This window comes from Solirubrobacter phytolaccae (assembly GCF_027587195.1).
Taxonomy (GTDB): domain Bacteria; phylum Actinomycetota; class Thermoleophilia; order Solirubrobacterales; family Solirubrobacteraceae; genus Solirubrobacter; species Solirubrobacter phytolaccae.
Window position 1 is genome coordinate 64,928 of the sequence record NZ_JAPDDP010000012.1, and the last position, 21,473, is coordinate 86,400.

General features: G+C 72.0%; 18 protein-coding genes, 3 tRNA genes and 1 riboswitch. Of the genes, 11 read left to right on the top strand and 10 right to left on the bottom strand.

Translation table 11 applies throughout. From position 1 onward, the window contains the following. Positions 1 to 90 precede the first annotated feature (90 nt). Entirely contained in the window at positions 91 to 774 is a 684-nt protein-coding gene (locus OJ997_RS37455; RefSeq protein ID WP_270024695.1) for an FHA domain-containing protein, read from the top strand. Here the strand turns inward: OJ997_RS37455 and OJ997_RS08775 are convergent. Together OJ997_RS08775 and OJ997_RS08780 are read right to left on the bottom strand one after the other, a co-directional pair. Then, entirely contained in the window at positions 755 to 2,815 is a 2,061-nt protein-coding gene (locus OJ997_RS08775) for a serine/threonine-protein kinase (protein ID WP_270024696.1), read from the bottom strand. The genes OJ997_RS37455 and OJ997_RS08775 overlap by 20 nt on opposite strands. 56 nt (positions 2,816 to 2,871) lie before the next feature. Next, positions 2,872 to 2,942, bottom strand: a tRNA-Trp gene (locus tag OJ997_RS08780). Positions 2,943 to 3,015: 73 nt separating this feature from the next. On the opposite strand from OJ997_RS08780, the gene OJ997_RS08785 reads away from it, so the two are divergent. Beyond that, positions 3,016 to 3,615, top strand: coding sequence for a hypothetical protein (locus OJ997_RS08785; protein ID WP_270024697.1), 600 nt, complete (start codon positions 3,016 to 3,018; stop codon positions 3,613 to 3,615). A gap of 20 nt (positions 3,616 to 3,635) precedes the next feature. Further along, positions 3,636 to 3,717, top strand: a tRNA-Leu gene (locus OJ997_RS08790). Between the two features lie 11 nt (positions 3,718 to 3,728). Here OJ997_RS08790 and OJ997_RS08795 read toward each other — a convergent pair. The 4 genes from OJ997_RS08795 to OJ997_RS08810 all read right to left on the bottom strand — a co-directional run bounded on the left by OJ997_RS08795 (position 3,729) and on the right by OJ997_RS08810 (position 8,167). Beyond that, positions 3,729 to 4,268, bottom strand: coding sequence for a cupin domain-containing protein (locus tag OJ997_RS08795; protein ID WP_270024698.1), 540 nt, complete (start codon positions 4,266 to 4,268; stop codon positions 3,729 to 3,731). A 48-nt stretch (positions 4,269 to 4,316) separates the two neighbouring features. After that, positions 4,317 to 6,554, bottom strand: a complete 2,238-nt coding sequence (locus OJ997_RS08800) for a glycerophosphodiester phosphodiesterase (protein ID WP_270024699.1) — start codon at positions 6,552 to 6,554, stop codon at positions 4,317 to 4,319. Between the two features lie 117 nt (positions 6,555 to 6,671). Further along, on the bottom strand, positions 6,672 to 7,355 hold the full coding sequence (locus OJ997_RS08805; protein ID WP_270024700.1) for a suppressor of fused domain protein: 684 nt from the start codon (positions 7,353 to 7,355) through the stop codon (positions 6,672 to 6,674). Then, entirely contained in the window at positions 7,352 to 8,167 is an 816-nt protein-coding gene (locus tag OJ997_RS08810; RefSeq protein WP_270024701.1) for a DUF3592 domain-containing protein, read from the bottom strand. Before OJ997_RS08810 ends, OJ997_RS08805 begins: the two co-directional genes overlap by 4 nt. 100 nt (positions 8,168 to 8,267) lie before the next feature. Beyond that, positions 8,268 to 8,347, top strand: a riboswitch (cyclic di-GMP riboswitch). Positions 8,348 to 8,430: 83 nt separating this feature from the next. Here OJ997_RS08810 and OJ997_RS08815 point away from each other — a divergent pair. The 5 genes from OJ997_RS08815 to OJ997_RS08835 all read left to right on the top strand — a co-directional run bounded on the left by OJ997_RS08815 (position 8,431) and on the right by OJ997_RS08835 (position 12,887). After that, complete coding sequence (locus OJ997_RS08815; protein WP_270024702.1) at positions 8,431 to 10,125, top strand: S8 family serine peptidase; 1,695 nt, start codon at positions 8,431 to 8,433, stop codon at positions 10,123 to 10,125. Between the two features lie 147 nt (positions 10,126 to 10,272). Further along, a complete protein-coding gene (locus OJ997_RS08820; RefSeq protein ID WP_270024703.1) occupies positions 10,273 to 10,740 on the top strand; it encodes a hypothetical protein in 468 nt (155 codons plus the stop codon). Then, the gene (locus OJ997_RS37460; protein WP_270024704.1) at positions 10,721 to 11,569 is read left to right on the top strand and encodes a helix-turn-helix transcriptional regulator; all 849 of its coding nucleotides are present in this window, start codon (positions 10,721 to 10,723) and stop codon (positions 11,567 to 11,569) included. Before OJ997_RS08820 ends, OJ997_RS37460 begins: the two co-directional genes overlap by 20 nt. 65 nt (positions 11,570 to 11,634) lie before the next feature. Beyond that, positions 11,635 to 12,786 carry a multidrug effflux MFS transporter gene (locus OJ997_RS08830; protein ID WP_270024705.1) on the top strand — a complete coding sequence of 384 codons (1,152 nt, stop codon included), beginning with the start codon at positions 11,635 to 11,637 and terminating at the stop codon, positions 12,784 to 12,786. 18 nt (positions 12,787 to 12,804) lie between these two features. Further along, positions 12,805 to 12,887 (top strand) — tRNA-Leu (locus OJ997_RS08835). A 37-nt stretch (positions 12,888 to 12,924) separates the two neighbouring features. On the opposite strand, the gene OJ997_RS08840 is transcribed toward OJ997_RS08835, so the two are convergent. The 3 genes from OJ997_RS08840 to OJ997_RS08850 form a co-directional block, all read right to left on the bottom strand. Further along, positions 12,925 to 13,167 carry a DUF6411 family protein gene (locus tag OJ997_RS08840; protein WP_270024706.1) on the bottom strand — a complete coding sequence of 81 codons (243 nt, stop codon included), beginning with the start codon at positions 13,165 to 13,167 and terminating at the stop codon, positions 12,925 to 12,927. Between the two features lie 29 nt (positions 13,168 to 13,196). Then, on the bottom strand, positions 13,197 to 13,961 hold the full coding sequence (locus OJ997_RS08845; RefSeq protein WP_270024707.1) for an inositol monophosphatase family protein: 765 nt from the start codon (positions 13,959 to 13,961) through the stop codon (positions 13,197 to 13,199). Positions 13,962 to 14,040: 79 nt separating this feature from the next. Further along, entirely contained in the window at positions 14,041 to 15,417 is a 1,377-nt protein-coding gene (locus OJ997_RS08850; protein WP_270024708.1) for an amidase, read from the bottom strand. A 22-nt stretch (positions 15,418 to 15,439) separates the two neighbouring features. On the opposite strand from OJ997_RS08850, the gene OJ997_RS08855 reads away from it, so the two are divergent. Both OJ997_RS08855 and OJ997_RS08860 read left to right on the top strand, forming a co-directional pair. Further along, a complete protein-coding gene (locus OJ997_RS08855) occupies positions 15,440 to 16,510 on the top strand; it encodes an alpha-hydroxy acid oxidase (RefSeq protein WP_270024709.1) in 1,071 nt (356 codons plus the stop codon). Positions 16,511 to 16,595: 85 nt separating this feature from the next. After that, positions 16,596 to 19,559 (top strand): hypothetical protein, encoded by a 2,964-nt coding sequence (locus OJ997_RS08860; protein ID WP_270024710.1) that lies wholly within the window; start codon positions 16,596 to 16,598, stop codon positions 19,557 to 19,559. Here OJ997_RS08860 and OJ997_RS08865 read toward each other — a convergent pair. Continuing rightward, entirely contained in the window at positions 19,556 to 20,443 is an 888-nt protein-coding gene (locus OJ997_RS08865) for a hypothetical protein (RefSeq protein ID WP_270024711.1), read from the bottom strand. The genes OJ997_RS08860 and OJ997_RS08865 overlap by 4 nt on opposite strands. A gap of 14 nt (positions 20,444 to 20,457) precedes the next feature. On the opposite strand from OJ997_RS08865, the gene OJ997_RS08870 reads away from it, so the two are divergent. Further along, positions 20,458 to 21,228 carry an enoyl-CoA hydratase/isomerase family protein gene (locus OJ997_RS08870; RefSeq protein ID WP_270024712.1) on the top strand — a complete coding sequence of 257 codons (771 nt, stop codon included), beginning with the start codon at positions 20,458 to 20,460 and terminating at the stop codon, positions 21,226 to 21,228. The last annotated feature ends 245 nt before the right edge of the window (positions 21,229 to 21,473 follow it).

Genomic DNA, 21,473 nt, shown 5'->3' on the forward strand with positions numbered 1-21,473 from the left:
AAGGGTGGGACCGCACACCCCCGAGGTGGACCCCGCTCCCACCCCTTGGTGGCCCACATTCGCGGGGCGCTCACGGTTACGCTCCGTCACGTGCCCGATTCACCGCTCGACGCCCACGTCGCCACGCCCCAGGACCTCAAGGAGCGGATCGCCGCCGAGCGCCGCGGCACGCCCTTCCTCGTCTACCGCGACGCGAACGACCTGCAGGTGATCGTCGAGCTCGCGCCGGGCGGCGAGCAGCTCACGATCGGGCGCCGGCCGACGAACGACGTGGTGCTCGACTGGGACAGTGAGATCTCACGCGTGCACGCGGCGCTCGAGCGGATGGGGGACGACTGGACGGTCGTCGACGACGGGCTCTCCCACAACGGCACCTACCTCAACGGCGCGCGCGTGACCTCACGGCAGCGCCTGAAGGACGGCGACGTGCTGACCGTGGGCGAGGTCGCCCTGGCGTTCCGCGCGCCCGGCGGTGAGTCGATGTCGCGGCCGACGGTCACGGCGATGGGCCCGCACGTCGGCGAGCTGCTCACGCCGGCTCAGCGCCGCGTGCTGGTCGCGCTGTGCCGGCCCTTCAAGGACTCCACGTACGCGACGCCCGCGACCAACCAGCAGATCGCGGACGAGCTCGTGGTGAGCGTCGACGCCGTCAAGTCGACGCTGCGGGCGCTGTTCGAGGTCTTCGGCGTCGACGCGCTCCCGCAGAACCAGAAGCGCGCCTCGCTGGCGCTTCAGGCGCTGCGGACGGGCGTGATCACCCGCCGCGACCTGTGAGGACGCGGCTGAGCGTGTTCTCGGGCTGGCTGCCGACCCACAGCGTGTCGCGGTCCTTGTCGAGCGCGAGCGAGAACGGGTTCACGCTGAGCCGCAGCGGGTCGCCGACCACCTGCGAGCGCTCCGCGTCGATCGTGTAGAGGTCGCTCGAGCTGTAGTTGGTGACGTAGATCACGCCCTTGCCGATCGCGAGCTGGCGCGGCTGCTGGCCGACGCTGATCGGGATCACGTCGCCGGTCGCCGTCGTGATCTTGTAGACCACGTTGTCCTGCGGCGCCGCCGCCCACAGCGCGCCGTCGCGGTAGACGAGATCCTCGCTGCGGTGGTTGCCGACGCGGATCGTCTTCTCCACCTCGCCCGTGTCCAGGTCCACGCGTTGCACGCGCGCGCGGCGGCGGGCGGCGACCCAGAGCGCGCTCGGGCTGCTCGTCATCGACATGATCCCCCACGGGAACGCGACGGTCTCGAGGACCTCGCCGGTCGTCGGGTCGATCTTCAGCAGCTGATCCGGCGCGTCGTTGCCGGGGACGACCGCCACCCACACGGCGTCCTTGGCCGTCTCGACCGCGGCGGGCGAGAAGGGCAGGGTGATCGGGGCGCCCTGGGGCTTGCCCGTGCGCTGGTCCAGCCGGACGAGCCGGTTCGCGCGAGCCACGCTCAGCCACAGCGAGCCGAAGCCGAACGCGCCGTCGTCGACCCCGAGGCCGATCTTCGGCGAGTACGAGCGGACCTTGCCCGTCTCGGCGGAGACGATGCGCAGGCGTTCCTGGCGGAAGGAGCCGACGAAAACGTTGTCCTCGTGGACGCGCACGACGTTGGGGCGACGGCCGACGGTGAACTCGTCCGCGACCCGGAGCTCGCCGGGTTCGGTCGTGGGTGTGGCGGTGGCGGTTTTCGTCGCTGTGGGCGTCGGCGTGGCGGACGGTTCGGGGTCGCCGATGCCGGAGGCGACCGCCGCGGCGATCCCGACGCCCACCGCGGCCAGCAGCGCGACACCGAGCAAGGCGCTGCGGCGTTTTCCGCCTGGATTCGAGCGATCGAGGTAGTTTGTCTCAGCCTCATCCTGAGGTTGAGCTATGACGTTCGGCTGCGGCTTCGCGGCGCTGACCGTGGGTGATTCGACGGGCGCGGCGGCGCCCTTGGCGACCAAGCGTTCTCTTAGTGCCGGTTGCTCGTTGGCGGCGGCGGCTCGGGCGGCCCGGCCGAGGTCTCCGGCCGACGGGTAGCGCTCCTCGGGGTCCTTGGCGAGCGCGCGCTCGACGACGACGTCGAACGGCTCTGGTGCCCCGTGGTCGGACGGCTTCGGCGGCGGGTCGTTCAGGTGCGCCCACAGCCGCGCCTCGTCGCCCTCGCGCTTGAACGGGACCTCGCCCGTGAGCGTGAAATACAGGAGGCAGCCGAGCGCGTAGACGTCGGCGCGCGCGTCGATCCGCTCGCCGCGGATCTGCTCGGGCGCGACGTAGTCCAGCGTGCCGACCCAGTGGCCGGGCTTCGTCGAGCCGGCGATGCTCAGCGCGTGCTTGGTCAGACCGAAGTCCGTCAGGTAGACGTGGTCCTCGGGGCCGAGCAGGACGTTGGCGGGCTTGATGTCGCGATGGACGAGCCCGGCGCTGTGCGCGGCGTCGAGCGCACTGCCGAGCTGGGCGGTGATGTGCGCGGCCCGCTGCGGCGCGAGCGGGCCCTCGCGTCTGACGAGGCTCCGCACGTCGTCGCCGGCCACGTAGCGCATCGCGATGTACGCGATCCCGTTCTCGTCGCCCGCGTAGTAGATCGGGATGACGTTGGGATGGTCGATGCTCGCCGCGACCTTCGACTCGCGTACGAACCGCGCCCGGACCGTCTGGTCCTCCAGCAGGCCGCCGGCGATGACCTTCAGCGCGACCGTGCGGTCGAGCGCGAGCTGCGTCGCCCGGTACACGACACCCATGCCGCCCCGCCCCGCGACCGTCTCGATCCGGTGGCCGGCGAACACGGTTCCCGGTTGCAGCTCTCCTCCTGCCATCGGCGTGAGGTATATCGAGCGGTCGCCCTGAACCAGCATCCACCCCGTCGTAACGGACGGGGCGAACAAAGGTGGCGCAGGTACGCGCTAAAGAGCGGGGGACCGAGGAATCGAACCTCGAGCAATGGTTTTGGAGACCATGATGTTGCCGTTACACCAGTCCCCCTCGGACTAGCCAGGCGCCCATTGTAGTGACCTCGCGAGACGGTTCCATCCGAGGCCCATGCGAACATACGTTCGTGCCATGGGAACCGGGCGACAAGGCGGCGTATGCGTACCTCTTCGGGTGGTACCTCGGCGACGGTTGCGTCTCGGATGTCGGGCGGGCGTACCAGCTCGTGATCACGTGCGACAGCCGGTACCCCGCGATCATCGAAGAGTGCGCCCGCGCGCTCGAGGCCGCGGTTCCCGGACGCCGTGCGCGCGTCCGCCCGCACAAGACGCACAACTTTGTCCGCATCGAATCGGGCTGGGTCAACTGGCCGGAGGCCTTCCCGCAGCATGCCCGGGGCCGCAAGCACGAGCGGCCGATCGCGCTGGAGCTCTGGCAGCTCGCGATCGTCGCGAGGTACCCCTGGGAGTTCCTGCGCGGCCTCATCCACTCCGACGGTTGCCGGACGACGAACACGTTCAAGACGAAACTCCCGAGCGGACGCGTCGCGGAGTACTCCTACACGCGCTACTTCTTCTCGAACGTCTCCGCCGACATCCGCGGCCTGTTCTGCGCGACCTGCGACCAACTCGGCCTCCGTTGGACGAAGTCGAACCGCCGCAACATCTCGATCTCGCACCGCACGAGCGTCGCTCTGCTCGACGAGCACGTGGGCCCGAAGGCATGACGCGTACCATGGTCGGCCCCGCGGGCGTGGTGGAATTGGTAGACACGCCGGCTTTAGGTGCCGGTGCCGCAAGGTGTGGGGGTTCGAGTCCCTCCGCCCGCATTTCGGGGTTGTCAGGTGAACGGGCTCGGCGCCGGCACGCGCTGGATCTCGGGCAGGTCGCCGTAGACCTCGGTGCCGTTGCTCGTGGTCGTGGCGACGCTGACGCCGTGGCGGGCGGCGGTCTCGTCGGCGATCCACTCGACCTTTCGACTCGGGTCGGGGCTGCCGAACATCAGGATCGCGCACGGTTCGTCGCCCGCGCCCACGGTGATGTGGGCGGTGCCGGGCGGGGAGTGCAGGTAGTCCCACTGACGCATGCGGCGCTCTTCGCCCTCGACGATCGCGAGGCACTCGCCGCTGAGGACGATGAAGCCCTCCTGGGCGGCTTCGGCGTGGTAGAAGCCGTTGGACTCGCCCGGCTGGAAGACGTGGACGTGCAGGCCCATGCCGGGCTGGGAGGGGTCGGCGTCCGGGGCGTCGAAGGCGCGCCAGGCGCCGAAGCCCGGGGCGGCCTCCCAGGCCATCTCGCCGAGGTTGAGGATGAACCAGCCGCCGTCGACGGGCACCTTGCCCTGCGGCGTGGTCTCGATGTGGGCGGGCGGGACGCGCATGTGCCGACGCTACCTGAATGGGCAGCGCCGGCACACCGGTGGTTCAGGTCAGCGGGCGCGGACCGTGACGGCCTTCGAGCGCGTGCCGCTCTTGAGCGTCAACACGACCTTCGGGGCCTTCTTGAGGCGCTTCGCCGACTTCAGGCGGAACTTGGTCGAGCCCTTCCCGCTCACTTGCTTGGCGGCCTTGGTGCCCTGGAGGCGGGCGGTGCCCTTGAAGGTCGAGGTCGGGACGACGGTCTTGATCGTGCACACGATCGACTTGCCGTCGCTGCTCAAGTCGCAGGTGACCTTGACGTCGAGCGTGTCGCCCTTCTCGCCCTTCGGACCCTGCGGGCCGACCGGGCCAAGGGGACCCACCGGGCCGGCCGCACCGGCAGCGCCGACCGGACCGGGCGCGCCGTCGGTGCCGGAAGGACCGGCGGGACCGACCGGGCCGGGCGGCCCCTGGATCGGCTCGCCGGGCGTGCTCGGGCCGTCACCCTCGGCGGCGCGGAGCGCGGTCGCGTCGGCGATCAGCAGCGCCGCGACGGTCTCCCCCAGCTCGGACTCGTGGGCCTTGACCGCATCCAGCAGGCGCTTCCAGCTGTGCGACAACGCCATCTCCAGCAGCAGGACGCGCTGGACGTTCGGGATGCCGCGCTTGGTGGCGACCACCGAGGCGACACCGGTCGCGGACGGGACGACGGTGAAGCGCGCGACGGCCTCGGCCGTCTCACCCGACGAGGAACGAGCGGAGAGCTTCACCTCGTGCGCGCCCAGCGCGAGCTCGTCGGCGCGGAGCGCCGCGCCCTCCACCACCGGCTTGCCGTCCAGCAGAGCCGTCGCCACCGAGTCGGAGGTGTCGAACGCGAGCGAGAGCACCTCGCCGCGGGTCAGGACCGCGCCGTCGACGGGTGCGGAGATGACGGCCTTCGGCGCGTTCGGGACACCGCCCTGCCGGTAGCGGGCGTTCCAGCCGTCGAGCGTGCCGGGCTTGTTGGTGATGATGCCGTCGACGCCGGCGTCACGCATCTGCAGCCACGTGTCCGGGCTGTCGACGGTGTACGGCATCACGGCGACCCCGGCCGCGTTCAGGTCCGCCACTACCGAACGACGAGCGGACAGCGCGTTCCAGTCCGGGTTGTAGGCGATGGCGTGCAGCCCCCGGGCAACGGCGACCGGGTCGGCGTCGATCGACCCCCGCAGCAAGCCCAGACGCAGCTGCGGCTCGATCGCGTACGCATCCCGCAGGACCTGCTCGTCGAAGCTCTGCAGCAGGACCTTCCCGACGAGGCCGCGGGCCTTGATCATGCCGATGATCGTCTCCATCTGGGCACGGGTCTCCGGGCCCTTGACCTCCAGCAGCAGGTCGGCGGCCATCCGCTGCGTCTGGTCGAGCGCGGCGGAGAAGCGCGGCAGCGGCTCGCCCTTGTGCGCCGGGGAGAACCACTCGCCCGCCTCGAGCGTGTCGAGCACGGAGGACGTCAACGTGTTCAGCGCGCCGGTGCCGGCCGTGGTGCGGTCGACGGTGTCGTCGTGCAGGACGTAGGGCACGCCGTCGGTGCTCGTGGCCACGTCGATCTCGACCCAGTCCGCGCCGGCGCGCGAGCCGGCGTCCATCGCGACCAGCGTGTTCTCGGGCGTGATCGCCGAGTAGCCGCGGTGGGCGATGATCGCGGGCGTCGTCGTGCGGTCGTTCGGGCGCACGAGCGGCTCGGCGTCCAGCGGCGTGACCACGACATCGTCGAAGGACACGACCGCGCCGTTGACCACGAAGCCGAGGCGGCCGTCGGCGCTGCGCTGCAGGACCTTCGCCTCCTGCACGAGCACGCCGTTGAAGAACCAGCGCGCCTTCGCGCCGAAGACCTCGATCTTGACCTTCACGTCGCGCCCGGTGCCGGCGGCGGTCGGCGCGGCGGCGGTCGACGGCACGTTCCAGCCGTTGGCGGTGGTGCGCTGCGCGAGCTCGGTCCCGTTCGCGGCGGTCGTGTTCGAGCGCATGGCGGCGTGCCACCACGGCGTGGAGCCGTCCAGCGGCATGTCGAGGCCGAGCGCCGTCCAGCGCGTCCCGTCTCCGTTGACCAGCGACTCGAAGCGCACCGTCGCCTCGAAGCGGTAGTTCTCCAACCGCGGCCCGAAGGTCAGCCGCGAGATCTGGGCGGAGGAGGTCGAACGACCGACCAAGCGGCCGTCGGTGACGCTCCACGTGCCCTCACGCGCAGTCCAGCCGGCGGGAAGGACGCCGGCGTCGAAGTGCTCGTCGACGACGGGGTCGGCAGCGAGTGCGGAGGCGGGCAGGGACATGGCAACAGCAAGCGCCGCGATGAGCGCGCGAGCGGATCTTCTCAACTGGTTCCCCTCGTCGATGGCAGACGGCGGGCGAAGCTAGTCGCGCCGCGCCGCCGACTCGTTACGAGGTCGTCATCGCCGGCGGAAGAGCCCGCGGCGCTTGCGCGGCGGGACGAAGCTCGGCCGGTCGGCGGCTACGGCTTCCGTGATACCCGCATCCACGCACATGTCCCACAGGCGCTCGACGCCGTGGTCGAGCTTGACCTGCAGCTCGTCCTCGTAGAGGAACCACACGCCGTAGAAGTGGATCGTGCGGCCCTCCCACTCGAGGCTCGTCGCCTCCTCGGACGGCGCGAGCACCTGGTCGCCGATCAGCGCCCCGGAGAGCCCGCTCGGGCTCCACGGGAACGGGTTCTGGATCGTGTGGCCGAAGCCGAGCACCGTGCTGTACTCGTGCGGGAAGTGCGCGAGCTGGTCCAGCGCCATCAGCGGCCACGTGTCGATCTCCGTGTCGAAGCTCCACGAAGGCGGGAAGACGAGCACGAGCTCGCAGGAGAGCTCCTCGCCGTCCGGCGTGACCATCGGCCGCTCGCTCATGCCGACGGTGATCGCAGTGATCGCGGGCCGCTCCGCCGTCGGTTCGACGATCCGCAGGTGGAGCGGCGAGCCCTCCCGCTCAGAGACCGGGTGCCGCCACACCTTCGAGTCCGGCCCGTAGTGCTTGTCGATGTGCGCTTCGATGATCGCGACGTGCAGCGGGTCGCCCCGCAGGCCGTGGTCGGGTTCGACGTCGTCGTAGCGGTGAATGTCCGTCATTGTCCTGGGCAGAGCGCGTCGGGGTTGTCGGGGTCGATCCACACGTCGACCTCGCGGCCGACCTTGTAGTGCTTGAGATGGCGGGGGCCGTAGCAGTGCTCGAACTCCACGGTCCGGCCCTCGACGAAGAACGTGAGCATGACCACGGGCATGCCGAACATCGAGCGTGGCGTGGCCGTGTGGGCCATCACGGTCGCGCGCGTCTTGCGGCCCGTGTCCTTGATGCGCCCCAGCTCGGCGAGCCTGACCTCGAACGGCCCGGGCGGACCGGGCGCCGCCGGCGGTGGTGGCTTCTCGCGCTCAATCCGCGCCTCCGCCTCCGCGGCCTCATCCTCGGCTCGCACGCGCCCGGCGAACGGGTTCGTCAAGCGTCCGACCACCTTGTCGTACGGGTTGGAGGCGTCGGAGACCGCGCGCCGGATCCGCGCCTCGCGCTCCCACGCGCCCTCGTGGGCGTCGTACGCCGCGTCCCAGTCGATCCACAGGTCCGACGGGTCGGCCGGGTTGACGAAGCACGGCACCGGCACGTCCTTCATCAGCCCGTACTGCGGGCGGACGCGCACCTTGTACCAGCGGTTGCCGCCGCCGACCCCACCGCCGGCGAGCCAGGCGGGACCGTCGCGCTGCTCCTCGACCTCGTACGGCTCGCGCCCAGCCACCTCGATCCGCCAGCGCACTCTCAGCGCGAACGTCGTCTCGATCTCCGGCGCACCCTCGCTCCCGTAGTGGTGGGAGCGAACGCTGTGCTTGAGCGAAATCGCACGGGCCGGCAGCCACCCACGCGGGGCGCGACGCAGCAGGCCGGGTCCCATCTCGAAGCCGATGAGCGACCCTACACCGATCGGAGGACTAGAACGACTGTCCATTCGGCCTAAGTCGCAGCACCCCCGTGCCGACAACACGGTTCAACAGGGTTGATAAAGGCAAACCCGTCGCGAGGCGGGGACGCAAAGCTAGAGGTCTCCACGGAGGGAGATAGCTCGGCCGCCAACTTTCAAATTGACTTTGAAAGTGGCACATGGAGGTGCCCTGAATGTCCCAACTCATGCAGTACCGCCGGCCTGGCCGGTGGGCAGTGGCGGCAGTTGCCGCAGTCCTACCGTTCGCGGTCGTCAGCACCGCCGCGCACGCCGTCCCGACGGCCCAGGCGCGCCTCGCGACCGCGGCGTCCAAGACGCCGAATCGCACCGTCACCGCGATCGTCCAGTTCAAGCCGACCTTCAGCGAGAAGGCGGCGACGAAGCTGGTCCGCGCCCACGGCGGCAAGGTCACGAGCAAGGTCCCGTTCATCCACGGCCTGGCCGTCAAGCTGCCGGCCAAGCAGGCGAAGGTCCTCGCGAAGGACGCGCACGTCGTCGGCCTCACGCTCAACTCGCGCGTGCACAGCACCGGCCTCGACGCGAACCGCATCGCGACGAGCTATCCGAAGACCACGCGCGCCGACAAGCTCTGGCAGCGCGGGATCACGGGCGCCGGCATCGGCGTCGGCGTGATCGACACCGGCATCGCCGGTGACCAGCCCGACTTCAAGGACGCCGCGGGCAACTCGCGGATCGTCGCCAACGTCATCACCTCGCCGGGCGCCAAGACGCCGGGCGACGGCTTCGGCCACGGCACGCACGTCGCGGGCATCATCGCCGGCGACTCCAGCCACCGTCCCGTTGGCGACCCGTTCAAGGGCAAGTACGTCGGCATGGCCCCGGGCGCGAACCTGATCGCGATCAAGGCCTCCGACGACGCCGGCAACTCCACCGTCCTGGACGTCATCAACGGCATCGCGTTCGCCGTCGACCACAAGGACCAGTTCAACCTCCGCGTGCTGAACCTGTCGCTCGCCGCGGACACCCAGCAGTCCTACAAGACGGACCCGCTCGACGCGGCCGTCGAGTACGCGTGGCAGAAGGGCATCGTCGTGGTCGTCGCCTCGGGCAACCGTGGCACCGCTGCCGACGCCGTCCGCTACGCCCCTGCCAACGACCCGTTCGTGATCTCCGTCGGCGGCATCGACGAGAGCGCCAACAACGGCCGCGGCGGTCGCGCCGACTGGTCCTCGACCGGTGTCACGCAGGACGGCATCGCCAAGCCGGAGGTCGTCGCCCCGGGCGCCCACATGGTCTCCGTGCTCGCCCCGAGCAGCGCGTTCCAGATCATGTGCCCGAACTGCTCGCTCGGCGGCCAGTACTTCAAGGCCGGCGGCACCTCGATGGCCGCCCCGGTCGTCGCCGGCGCCGTCGCACTGCTCCTGCAGGCCCGTCCGACGCTCACGCCCGACCAGGTCAAGGCGCTGCTCGCCGGCACCGACAAGCCGATCACGGGCAACGCCCCGACGGCCGGCCTGATCGACGTCGAGCGCGCGCTCTACACGCAGCTCAACGCGGTCCCCGCGGTCAACGTGCGGCTCGCGAAGAACCTGCTGATCGACTACGCGAACCGCGCGGGCGTCGACATCAGCCGCTGGACCCGCTCCACCTGGAGCTCGGCGCCCGGCCAGTTCAGCGCCTCGTGGGCTCGCTCCACCTGGTCGTGCGGCACCTGCACCGCCATGGGCGGCGCGATCGACCCGCAGCGCTCCACCTGGAGCCGCAGCACCTGGTCCAGCGCGGGTGAGGACGCCAGCGCCGAGGCCGCGCAGTACGTGCAGCCGGCCGAGGAGGCCGAGGACACCGGCTCGCTCGACGCGCCGATCCCGACCGACGCCACCGAGCTGCCCGCCGACGACGCGACCGCACCCACGCCCACCACCGACGAAGCTCCCGAGGTGGTCCAGTGAGCAACGCCATGAACCGCGCCACCTGGCGCTCCTGCAGCCGCGCCAGCTGGGGCCGCAAGCAGCGCCCGTAGCTCCGTAACTCCAACTCCACCGCATGAGGGGCGGGCGGCGCAAGCCGCCCGCCCCTCGCGCTATGGTCGCGCCGTCATGGCCGACGAAGACCGCGTGGTCATCGAGCATCCCAACCGCCGCAAGGCGTCGTCGCAGCTCGCCCGCCTCGTGGTCATCGTGCTGCTGCTGGTCTCCGCCGCGGTGGTGCTGATCGTGTCGCTCGGCGGCTGGGACACGATCGAGGGCGCGAAGTCCGTGCAGGTCCTCTACATCGTCCTGTACGTCGTCTTCGCCCTGTTCGTCGCGCGCTGGAGCCGCGGCGCGCTGCCGATGATCGCGGCGCTCGCGATCATCCTCGGCATCTTCGGCACGGTCGCCGCCCCCGCCTGGTTCGACCGCGCGAAGGACGGCTTCACCGACCCGGCGATCGCCTCGGACGTGCTCGGGTTGCTGTGCGTCTTGCTCGTGGCGCTGCAGCTCGCGCTGGTGCTGAGCGCGATGATCGGCTTCCGCCAGCAGTGGAACGTCGAGGTCGAGCGCCGGCGTGAAGCAGCGCCCGTCTGAGCGCGGCATCGCCCTCGACCCGCTCGGCCCGTCCGCGCTCGAGGTGGAGCGCTTCCACGACCACAACGTCGTGGTCCCGCGCCACCCGCACCGGCACGACTTCCACGAGCTGTTCTGGACGCACGCGGGTGTCGGGCACCACCTGATCGACGGCGAGCCGTTCCCGGTCCAGCCGGGCACGGTGACGATCGTCGGCCGCGGGCAGGTCCACGTCTTCGAGCGCGCCGTCGGCCTGCACGGCGCGGTCGTGCGCTTCGGGGACGAGCTGCTGCACACGGGCGCGCGCGCCGATCCGGGCTGGCTGCTCGCCCGGCGCGGCACGCGCACGATCGGCGTGCCCGAGGACGCCGCGGGCGCGGTCGACGCCGTCGTCGCCGCGCTCGCCGCCGAGACGCGCCACCCGCCCGATCCGCGCCGCGACGAGATCACCCGCCACCTGCTGCTCACGCTCCTGCTGTGGCTCGAGCGCTGGTACGACGCGGACACCGCGGAGCGCGACGACGCCGACACGGAGCTGTTCCGGCGCTTCGCGACCGTGCTCGAGCGCGACTTCGCCCGCCACCACGACGCCGTGCACTACGCGGACGCGCTCGCCGTTCCGCAACGGACGCTCACCCGCGCGCTGCGGGCGGTGACCGGGAAGGGCACGAAGGAGCTGGTGCGCGAGCGGGTGCTGCTGGAGGCCGCGCGGCTGCTGCGCTTCAGCGACCTCGAGGTCGGCGAGGTCGCGTTCCGCACCGGGTTCGACGACCGCCTGTACTTCTCGCGCACGTTCCGGCGCGCGTACGGAGAAGCGCCCACGGCGTACCGCGCGCGGCAGCGCGGCTGAAAGTCCATACATCGGTCCGGGCGCGCCATACCAACCTGCCGCGCGCGTCCCGATAGTGATGGGCGATGTCCGTGCAGACGCGATCCACGCTCAGCCTCGCGCTGCTGCTCGGCGGGCTGTCCGCGGTCGGGCCGCTGTCGCTCGACATGTACCTGCCGGGGCTGCCGGAGCTCGGGCGGGACCTGAGCGCGTCGGCCTCCGCGACCCAGCTGTCGCTGACCGCCTGCCTGGCGGGGCTCGCGCTCGGGCAGCTCGCCGCGGGCCCGATCAGCGACCGGGTCGGCCGCCGCACGCCCGTCCTGATCGGCTCGGCGCTGTTCGCGGCCGCCTCGCTGGCGTGCGTGTTCGCGCCGTCGATCGGCGTGCTGATCACGCTGCGCTTCCTGCAGGGGATCGGTGGGGCGGCGGGGATCGTGATCGGCCGCGCGGTCGTGCGGGACCTCTACAGCGGCGACGCCGCGGCGAAGCTGTTCTCGTCGCTGATGCTCGTCGGCGGGATCGCGCCGATCCTCGCGCCGGTGTGGGGCGCGCAGGTGCTCGCGTTCACGACCTGGCAGGGCGTGTTCGTCGTGCTGGCCGTCGTCGGCGTGCTGTTGTTGCTCGCGGCGGCGATCGCGCTGCCGGAGTCGCTCGCGCCCGGCCCGCGGGCACGGGCCGACCTGCGCGGGCTGCTGCGGGACAGGCGCTTCGTGGCGCTCGCGCTGTGCAGCGGGCTGATGATGGCCGCGATGTTCGCCTACATCGCCGGCTCACCGTTCGTGCTGCAGACGATCCACGGGCTGAGCGAGCAGGCGTACTCGCTCGTGTTCGCCGTCAACGGCCTCGGCATCCTCGGCGCGTCGTTCGCGTCGCGCCGGCTGATCGGTCGCGTGCGGCCCGCGCAGCTGCTGTCGGCCGGCGTGGCGATGGGGGCGATTGGCGCGGCGACGCTGCTGGCCGCGGTGCTCGCCGACGCACCCGTCGGCGTGTTGCTCGCCGCGCTCTTCCTCGTCGTGTCCAGCATCGGGCTGACGAGCCCGAACGCGACGGCGCTGGCGCTCGCCGATCATCCGCGCAACGCGGGGGCGGCCTCAGCACTGCTCGGCACGAGCCAGTTCCTGCTCGGCGCGGCGGCGGCTCCGCTGGTCGGGTTGGCGGGCGAGCACACCGCGGTCCCGATGGCGGTGACGATCGCCGCACTCGTCACGTTTGCCGCGATCTGCGCGCGGCGCTCCTAAGATAGGCGCGCCGCTGAAGCCCAGGTGGCGGAATGGTAGACGTGGAGGTCTCAAAAACCTCTGTCCGAAAGGGCGTGCGGGTTCGAGTCCCGCCCTGGGCACTACACGGGCGCGCCGCGAGGCGCGCCCGTTCTGTCTCTAGAAGGGCATCTTCCCGCGACCCTTGCGGCCCGCGGCGCCGGACTTGCCGACGGCCTTGCTCGAGGAGTTGAAGGGCTTGCTGAACCAGCGGCCGAGACGGCCAGGGGCCTTGCTCGCGCCGCGGCTCCCCATCCCGAAGACCTTCTGAGACCCGCGTTGGGGGTGCTGCGACAGCCGCGGGGCCAGGAAAGCCAGGATCAGGATGACGACGCAGAGGGCGATTACACCGGCGATGAGCATGGTGTCGCCATACCCAACACCCGCGGCGTTCAGGCCAGGTGGCCCGCCAGGGCGTCAACAAGCGTTGGCGGTCCGACGATCACGCCCGGATTGCTGACACCGACCGGCGGCACGTGCCGCACCTCGAGCCCCGCGCACTCGCAGATGAGCCCGCCGGCGGCCAGGTCCCACGGGTTCAGGCCGTGCTCGTAGTAGGCGTCCAGGCGCCCGGCGGCTGTCCACGCGAGGTCGATCGCGGCGGCACCGAAGCGGCGGATGTCGCGCACCTCAGGCAGCAGCTTGGCGACGACCACAGCCTGTGACCGGCGCACCTCGCTGTCGTAGCCGAAGCCGGTGCCGACCAGCGCCGTCGGCAGGTCCTGCTTGGTCGAGCCGGTGATCTCGCGCCCGTCGAGCGTGGCCGGACCGCCGCGCACGGCGGAGAACAGCTCGTCGCGCTCCGGGTCGTAGACGACGCCGACGACCGTGCCGTCGGCGTCCTCGGCCGCGATCGACACGGCCCACTGCGGCACGCCGAAGAGGAAGTTGACGGTGCCGTCGAGCGGATCGACGACCCAGCGGATCCCGCTCGTGCCCTCGACGTCGCCGCCCTCCTCCCCCAGCACGCCGTCGTCCGGGCGCGCCTCGGAGAGCCGGGTGCGGATGAGGTGCTCGGCGGCGTGGTCGGCCTCGCTCACGAGGTCGGTCGGCGTGGACTTCGCGGAGACGCGCAGGTCCGGGTCGCGGAACGACTGGCGCAGCAGCGCGCCCGCTTCACGCGCGATGCCTTCGGCCAGGAGGCGGAGCTCGCTCATGCGATTTCACCGCTCAACTCGGCGTGGGAAGGAGCCCCTGGGCGAGTTCCCACCGGAGCATGCGAGCGCTCTGCGCGAGTCATGCGGCGACCTCCGGACGATTGGCGGCCCAGTCGCGCACGCCCTCGAGCTGCGCGGCGAGCGAGAGCAGCAGCGCCTCGGCGTCGGGCGGCCCGACCAGCTGGGCGGCGAGCGGGAACCCGTCCGGGGTGAGGCCGGCGGGCACGCTCACGGCGGGCTGGCCCGTGTGGTTGAAGGCGGCGTTGTAGGGCGCGAGACGCGTCATGCCGATCAGCGTACGCAGGCCGCCGCGCCGATCGTACTCGCGCACGCGTGGCGGGCGGCGCGTGAACATCGGCGTGAGCACGACGTCCGCGTGTTCGAAGACGCGGTTGAGCTGCTCGGCGTCCGCGGCGGCCTGGCCGGCCGCCGACCGCGCGACGGCCACGGGGATCGCGGTGCCGATCCGCGCCAGCCCGCGCGCTCGCGGCGACAGCCGGTCGCGGTGGCCGATCTCCGTCGCCATGTCGCCGATCCCGCGCACGAAGCGGGCGAGGATCCGGTTGCCCATCGTCATGCCCCAGTCGAGCTCGCGCACGCTGACCTCGTGGCCGAGCTCGCGCAGCGCGACCGCGGTCGCCTCCACGGCGCCGAGCTGCTCGGCGTCGGGCTTGACGCCGATCGGCGGGAGCCCGGTCGAGATCGCGATCCGCAGGCGCCCGGGATCCGCGCTCGCCGCGTCCGCGAAGGACGGGCCGCCGTCGGCGATCACGTCCATGAGGCGAGCCGCGTCGGCGACCGTGCGCGTGAGCGGCCCGAACACCGCCATGCCCTGGTGCGCGTCGACGTCGGGCGCGCTGGGCACGCGGCCCCGCTGCGGCTTCAAACCGAACAGCCCCGTGCACGCGGCCGGGATGCGGATCGAGCCGGCACCGTCCGAGCCGAGCGCGGCGCTGGCCAGCCCGGCTGCGACGGCGGTCGCGGAGCCGCCGCTGGAGCCACCGCTCGTGCGGTGCGGGTCCCACGGGTTGCGCGTGACGCCGAACGTCGGCGACTCGGTGAACGGCGTCGCCATCAGCTCCGGCACGTGCGTCTTGCCGATGATCACGGCGCCCGCGGCGCGCAGGCGAGCGACCACCTCGGAATCCTCAAGCTCAGGCTGAGGGTCACCGTCGCAGCCGTAGGCCGTGACCTGGCCCGCGACGTGCATGTCGTCCTTGATCGCCAGCACGACGCCGTTGAGCGGCGGCGCGTCCGGCCCGCGCCGCGCGTCGGCGGCATCGGCCTCGGCCAGCGCCTGCTCGGCCAGCACGACGCGGTAGGCGTTCAGCACCGGGTCCAGGCGCGCGATCCGGCTCAGGAAGAGCTCCGTCAGCTCCCGGGAGCTGACCTCCCCCGCGGCGATCAGCTCGACGTGGCGGGTCAGTCCGGCGAAAGCGAGTTCGGCGTGCTCCATGCCCGTCGCACCTTATCCGCCGATGTCTGTGAAGATCGCCGCCCGCATGCCGACGTTCGCCACCGCCGACGAGGTCACCGACGCCGCCCGTGCCGCGCTCCCGGACGAGGTCTGGGAGTACGTCAACGGCGGCGCGGGGACCGAGGTCGTGCTGCGCCGCAACCGCGCGGCGCTGGACGCGCTCCTGCTGAGGGGGCGCGTCTTGCGCAACGTGTCGAGCGTGCGCACGGACACGACGTTCCTGGGCATCCCGCTCGCGTCGCCGGTGCTGCTCGCGCCGATCGGGACGATCGGGCTCTTCGACTCCGGCGGTGCGGCGAGCTGTGCCCGCGCCGCCGCGCGCGCCGGGAGCGCCGCGTTCATCAGCATCCTCTCCACGCCGAGCCTCGAGGAGGTCGCGGCGGCCGCCCCGGACGCGGCGCTGGTCTACCAGCACTACATCCGCGGCGACCGGGGCTGGACGCTGGAGCTCGTGCGGCGCGCGGAGGCGGCCGGCTACCGGGCGCTGTGCCTGACCGTGGACAGCCCGGTCGACGGGCTGCGCGAGCGCGAGCTGCGCCTGCGCTTCGACCGAGGTGCCGCGCAGGCGCAGCCGAACCTCGTCGGCGCACGGCGCGAGCTGCAGGCGGCGGTGACGTGGGACGAGGTCGCGTGGCTCGCCGACGAGACCGCGCTCCCGCTCGTGCTCAAGGGCATCACCCATCCGGGGGATGCCGCGCGGGCGATCGAGGCCGGCGCCGCGGCGATCGTCGTCTCCAACCACGGCGGACGCCAGCTCGATCCGCAGCCCGGAGCGATCGAGGTGCTGGCCGAGGTGGTCGAGGCGGCGGGCGCGCTGGAAGTCGCGGTGGACGGCGGGTTCGTGCGGGGGAATGACGTCGTCAAGGCGCTGGCGCTCGGTGCGCGGGCCGTGCTGATCGGCCGTGCGCTGTGCCTCTCGCTGGCGGCGGGCGGCGAGGACGCGCTGGTCGAGACGTTGCGGCGGCTGCGCGTCGAGACGGAGCGCACACTCGCGCTGCTCGGCGTGACCTGCGCCGGCGAAGTCGCCGCAACGCACGTGATTCGGGCCGATTGGGCCACGCCGCCGCGTTAGCCCGATCGGCCTAACGCGTTAGTCCGATCGGTGGAAGTGATGGATCCCACTCAAAGTGGGGGACCCGCGTCCGATTCACCCGGACATGAGCCGCTCGACCATCACCACCGTGTGCGTCGTCGTGCTCGCGCTGCTGGGCCTCGCGCCCGCCGCGCAGGCCGCCGCACCCATCGCTGAAACCGAATCCATCACCGATGGGTCCGTCACTGACATCGCCGTCGACGCCGAAGGCCGCCGCTACCTCGCGGGCGGCTTCTCGATGGTCGGGCCGCGTGTCGGTCACGGCCTCGCGCTGACGACGACGGACGACCAGCCGGACCTGCGCTCGGCGGACGTCACCGGCAGCTACATCCGCGCGGTCGTCGCGGACGGCAGCGGTGGCTGGTACGTGGGCGGGCTCTTCACGCACGTCGGCGGCGTCCCGCGGCGCAACCTCGCGCACATCCTCGCCGACGGCACGGTCGACCCCGCGTTCGATCCGAGTCCGAACAACTATGTGATGTCGCTGGCGCTCAGCGGCACCGGGCTCTACGTCGGCGGCGCGTTCACGCTCGTCGGCGGCCAGACGCGCAACCGGATCGCCGCCCTCGACACCTCTACCGGCCTGGCCACGAGCTGGAACCCGAGCGCCAACGGCGTCGTCGAGACGCTGACGGTCTCGGGCTCGACCGTCTATGTCGGCGGCTCGTTCACCTCCGTCGGCGGCCAGACGCGCAACCGGATCGCCGCACTTGACACCACCACCGGCCTGGCCACGAGCTGGAACCCGAACGCCAACAGCTCCGTCTTCGCCATCAGCGTGAGTGGCGCGACCGTGTACGCCGGCGGCGCGTTCACCAGCATCGGCGGCCAGACGCGCAACCGGATCGCCGCGCTCGACCCGAGCGGCACGGCCACGAGCTGGAACCCGAACGCCGACAACACCGTGCGCGCGCTCGCGGTCGACTCCGGCGCGGTGTATGCCGGCGGCCAGTTCACCAACGTCGGCGGCGCGCCCCGCAACCGCGTCGTCAAGCTCGATCCGATCACCGGCGTGGCCGACCCGGGCTGGAACGCGAACGTCAGCGAGTGGGTCTACTCCCTCGCGCTCGACGGCGGCTCGCTGTACATCGGCGGCCGCTTCCCGGCGGTCGGAGGGACGGCGCGGAATCGGCTCGCGCGGGTGGACACCACCACCGGCGCCCTCGACAGCTGGAACCCCAACACGTCGGACCTCGTGTACGCCGTGGCCGTGGACGGCTCGAAGGTGTACGCGGGCGGCACCTTCGAGATGGCCGGCGCGGGCTTGGCGGTGCGCGAAGGCCTCGCGCGCCTGAAGGCCGACGGCACGCTCGACACCGGTTGGGTCCCGCCGACGGCGGACGGACCGATCAACACGGTCGACGTGGCCGGAGACGCCGTCTTCATCGGCGGCACGTTCCTCACGCTCGACGGCCAGGCGCAGCAGCGGATCGCGAAGCTCGACGCCGCCACGGCCAGCGTGCGGCCGTGGAACCCGCTGATCGCGAACGGCGTGGTCCTCACGGTCACGGCCGCGGGCGGCAAGGTCTACTTCGGGGGCAACTTCACGACCGTCGGCGGTGCGTCACGCAGTCAGCTCGCCCGTGCCGACGTCGACGGCTCCGGTGCGGTGGACACGGGCTGGAACCCGCCGACGGGGCCGCTCGGCGGCAGCACCTACCCGATCCGCGCGATCACGGTGGCCGGGGGCCACGTGTACTACGGAGGCCAGTTCCAGGTCAGCGACCCGAACGTGGCCGTGCACCTCGTGCGCGTCTCCGCGGTCGACGGCACCCTCGACGCGTCGTGGACGCCCGCGCTCGGCAGCTCGAACCCCAACGACGGCGAGACGGTCCACGCGATCCACGTCGTCGGCGCCGCCGTCTACGTGGGCGGCTCGTTCACGACTCCGGTGGTGAACCTGGCGAAGCTCTCGGCCACGACCGGCGTGGTCGACGGCAGCTGGGCGCCGGCCCCGGACGCGGAGATCACCGCGCTCTCCAGCGACCGCGCGGGTCGCCTGCTCGCGGGTGGCGTGTACACGTCGATCGGCGGCTCCACCCGCGCGAACCTCGCGCGCCTGCTGCCGTCGGGTGCGCTCGACCCGAGCTGGGACACGAACGTCACCGACGCCGTGCAGACGATCGCGCGCGTCGGCGCGTCGGTCGCCATCGGCGGCGCGTTCACCACGGCGAACGCGCTCTCCGTCCACGGCTACGGGCGCGTCGAGCTGCCCTCGGGCCGGCTGCGGCTGACCACCGCGGGTGACGCGGGGACGTTCGGCTTCACGGTCGACGGCGGCGCGGTCGCGACGGGTGTGCATGCCCTCGAGCCGGACACCTACGTGATCAGCGAGACCGGCGCGTCCGCGTACGGCGTGAGCTACGCGTGCCGTGACCACGACGGTGCGGGTGCCGTCGTCGCCTCGGGCACGGGTGCCGGCCCGGTCAACGTGCCGATCGCCCTGGGTGACCAGGTGCGCTGCGTGTTCACCAACACGGCCCCGGTGCCGCCGGCACCCACTCCGACGCCGGAGCCACCGGTCGCCCCGACGCCCACGCCGGAGCCGCCCGCGCCGACGCCCGCTCCGCCGGTCGCCAAGCCGGCCACGGACGCGGTGATCGGCGCGAAGACGGGCGGGCGCGTGACGATCAAGGGCGGCGGCGTGTTCCGCGACGGCACCGTGCTCACCAAGACGACCATCGTCGACACGACGAAGGGCTTCCTCGGGATCCTCGCGGGCCGTGAGCGGATCACGGTCTCACGCGGGCAGTTCACGCTCGAGCACGGGAACGCGATCACGCTGCGCACCCAGGGCGCGAAGGGCTGCGCGCGGCGGCTGCTGAAGGTCGCGACGGCGGCGAACGTGACCGTGGTCGGGCGCGCCTCCTCCTCGACGGTCACCGGTGGCAGCGCGCGCTGGATCACGATCGACACCTGCGCCGGGACGCTGACGAAGGTCTACGCGGGCAGCGTGAAGGTGTGGAACGCCAAGACCGGCAAGACGGTCACCGTGCGCGCGGGCAAGACGCGCTTCGTCGCGCGTTAGCCGCTGCGTCTGGGCGGCTCCGCGCGGGCCGCGAGCGGCGCCTCACCCGCGCGGTACGGATCGGGCTCGGGCGGGAGCGGGCGGCGCGGGCGCAGGCCGGCGGCGAGCATCAGCACACCGCCCGCGAGCAGGATCAGCGGCCAGATGAAGAGCGTCTCGCCGCGCGCTGCGGCGACGATGAACAGGATCAGGTTGGCCGCGCCGAGGTAGGCGGGGCCGGGTGAGCGGTCCAGCGCCCCGAAGGCGACGAGGCCGAGGCCCGCGCCGAGCACGACGACCTCGAAGAACCCGGGCAAGCCGTCCCCGGACGCGATCGCGAGCCACGCGATCGCGAGGCCGGCGGCGTCGATCAGCACCTCGGCGTGCCGGCGTGCCGTCAGCCGGAGCGCGAGCGCCGCCAGCACGAGCGCTCCGGCGTAGGCGAGCAGCAGCCAGCGCGCGAACGTCGCCCCCGCCACGGCCTCGATCGCGACCCCACCGAGGATCGCCGCCACGAGCAGCGAGATGGCGCTGTTGCGCGCGAACGCGGGCCACAACGCGAGGCCGCCCGCGACGATCGAGACCGTCACCAGCACCCAGGTCGGCGGGATCTCGTCCAGCGCGCCGCCGAGCGCGACCAGCAGCCCGCCATAGAGCAGCGGCAGGCCCGTGCACAGCAGCACCGACTGGTACGCGGGCGGCTCCCCCTGCTCGTTGGGCGCCTGCGCGCCGAGCCAGAACAGCAACGCGCCGGGAACGAGCAGCAGCGCCGCGTCGACGCCGATCGGCAGCGTCTCCTGCAGGCGCAGCACGGTGAGCGTGATCCCGACCGCCAGCGACACCCCACCCGCGGCGATCAGGGGCCCGCGATGCGGCGGGGGCCGCAACAAGTCGCGCAGGCTCATCAGAATCAGCCTATATGCCCGACCTCGTGCTCACCGAGGATCGCGACGCGGTCCGCCACGTCATCCTCAACCGCCCCGACAAGCGCAACGCCTTCAACGAGGAGCTGATCCTCGCGCTGGGCGTCGCGCTCCGCGCCGCCGCCGACGACCCGGGAGTCCGGGTGGTCGTGCTCCGCGGCAACGGCCCGGTCTTCTCGGCCGGCATGGACGTCGCCACCCTCGGCCGCGTCGGCGCCGAGCCGTCCCGGTTGCGTGAGTTCCGGCGGGATTGCCTGTCGGTCTGGAACCTGTGCGAGGAGATGACCAAGCCGACGGTGTGCGTCATCCACGGGGTGTGTCTCGGCGGCGCGCTGGAGCTGGCGTTGGCCTGCGACCTGCGCGTGATGGCCGAGGACGCGGTCGTCGGGCTCCCGGAGACGCGTCTAGGGCTCGTGCCCGACGTCGGCGGGTCCTCGCGGCTGCCTCAGGTGGTGGGTGTCGGGCGGGCGAAGGAGCTGATCCTGACGTCGCGCGTGATCGGGGCGGTCGACGCGGAGCGGTACGGGCTCGTCAACCGGGTGGGTGGGATGCAGGTGGCAAGCGGTTTGGTCGACGAACTGCTCGGGTGCGCGCCCGTGGCGGTCGGGTTGGCGAAGCGGTTGATCGATGCGAGCGCCCGGCCCGCCTTGTCGACGACGTTGGAGCTCGAGGTGGCGGCGCAGGAGTTGTGCGTGCGCACGTCGGACGTGCGCGAAGGGGTTGCGGCGGCGTTGGAGAAGCGGGCGCCCGTTTGGCGCGGCGAGTAAGTGGGCCTGGTCTGGGTGCGGGGCGTTTAAGGCATGCACCGATAGGGGTGAGACGGGCCTCGCGGCCGGGAAGGGGGCGCGCGATGGTCGAACTCGCGAGCGAGGGACAGGGGGTGTGTCCGGAAACGTCCGCTGAGCGGGAGTTTCCGGACACACCCCCACCAACGCGCCAACTCGAACGGTGGTTTGCGCTCGTTTCCGGCCGATGCGCGATCGACCACGTTCGCGCCCACCCTCCTCGGTGC

Bases quoted from the DNA above. Each gene is read 5' to 3' on its own strand.
- OJ997_RS08775 (WP_270024696.1), bottom strand. From the start codon at position 2,815: ATGCTGGTTCAGGGCGACCGCTCGATATACCTCACGCCGATGGCAGGA.
- OJ997_RS08795 (WP_270024698.1), bottom strand. From the start codon at position 4,268: ATGCGCGTCCCGCCCGCCCACATCGAGACCACGCCGCAGGGCAAGGTG.
- OJ997_RS08800 (WP_270024699.1), bottom strand. From the start codon at position 6,554: ATGTCCCTGCCCGCCTCCGCACTCGCTGCCGACCCCGTCGTCGACGAG.
- OJ997_RS08805 (WP_270024700.1), bottom strand. From the start codon at position 7,355: ATGACGGACATTCACCGCTACGACGACGTCGAACCCGACCACGGCCTG.
- OJ997_RS08810 (WP_270024701.1), bottom strand. From the start codon at position 8,167: ATGGGACCCGGCCTGCTGCGTCGCGCCCCGCGTGGGTGGCTGCCGGCC.
- OJ997_RS08820 (WP_270024703.1), top strand. From the start codon at position 10,273: ATGGCCGACGAAGACCGCGTGGTCATCGAGCATCCCAACCGCCGCAAG.
- OJ997_RS08830 (WP_270024705.1), top strand. From the start codon at position 11,635: ATGTCCGTGCAGACGCGATCCACGCTCAGCCTCGCGCTGCTGCTCGGC.
- OJ997_RS08840 (WP_270024706.1), bottom strand. From the start codon at position 13,167: ATGCTCATCGCCGGTGTAATCGCCCTCTGCGTCGTCATCCTGATCCTG.
- OJ997_RS08845 (WP_270024707.1), bottom strand. From the start codon at position 13,961: ATGAGCGAGCTCCGCCTCCTGGCCGAAGGCATCGCGCGTGAAGCGGGC.
- OJ997_RS08850 (WP_270024708.1), bottom strand. From the start codon at position 15,417: ATGGAGCACGCCGAACTCGCTTTCGCCGGACTGACCCGCCACGTCGAG.
- OJ997_RS08855 (WP_270024709.1), top strand. From the start codon at position 15,440: ATGTCTGTGAAGATCGCCGCCCGCATGCCGACGTTCGCCACCGCCGAC.
- OJ997_RS08860 (WP_270024710.1), top strand. From the start codon at position 16,596: ATGAGCCGCTCGACCATCACCACCGTGTGCGTCGTCGTGCTCGCGCTG.
- OJ997_RS08865 (WP_270024711.1), bottom strand. From the start codon at position 20,443: ATGAGCCTGCGCGACTTGTTGCGGCCCCCGCCGCATCGCGGGCCCCTG.
- OJ997_RS08870 (WP_270024712.1), top strand. From the start codon at position 20,458: ATGCCCGACCTCGTGCTCACCGAGGATCGCGACGCGGTCCGCCACGTC.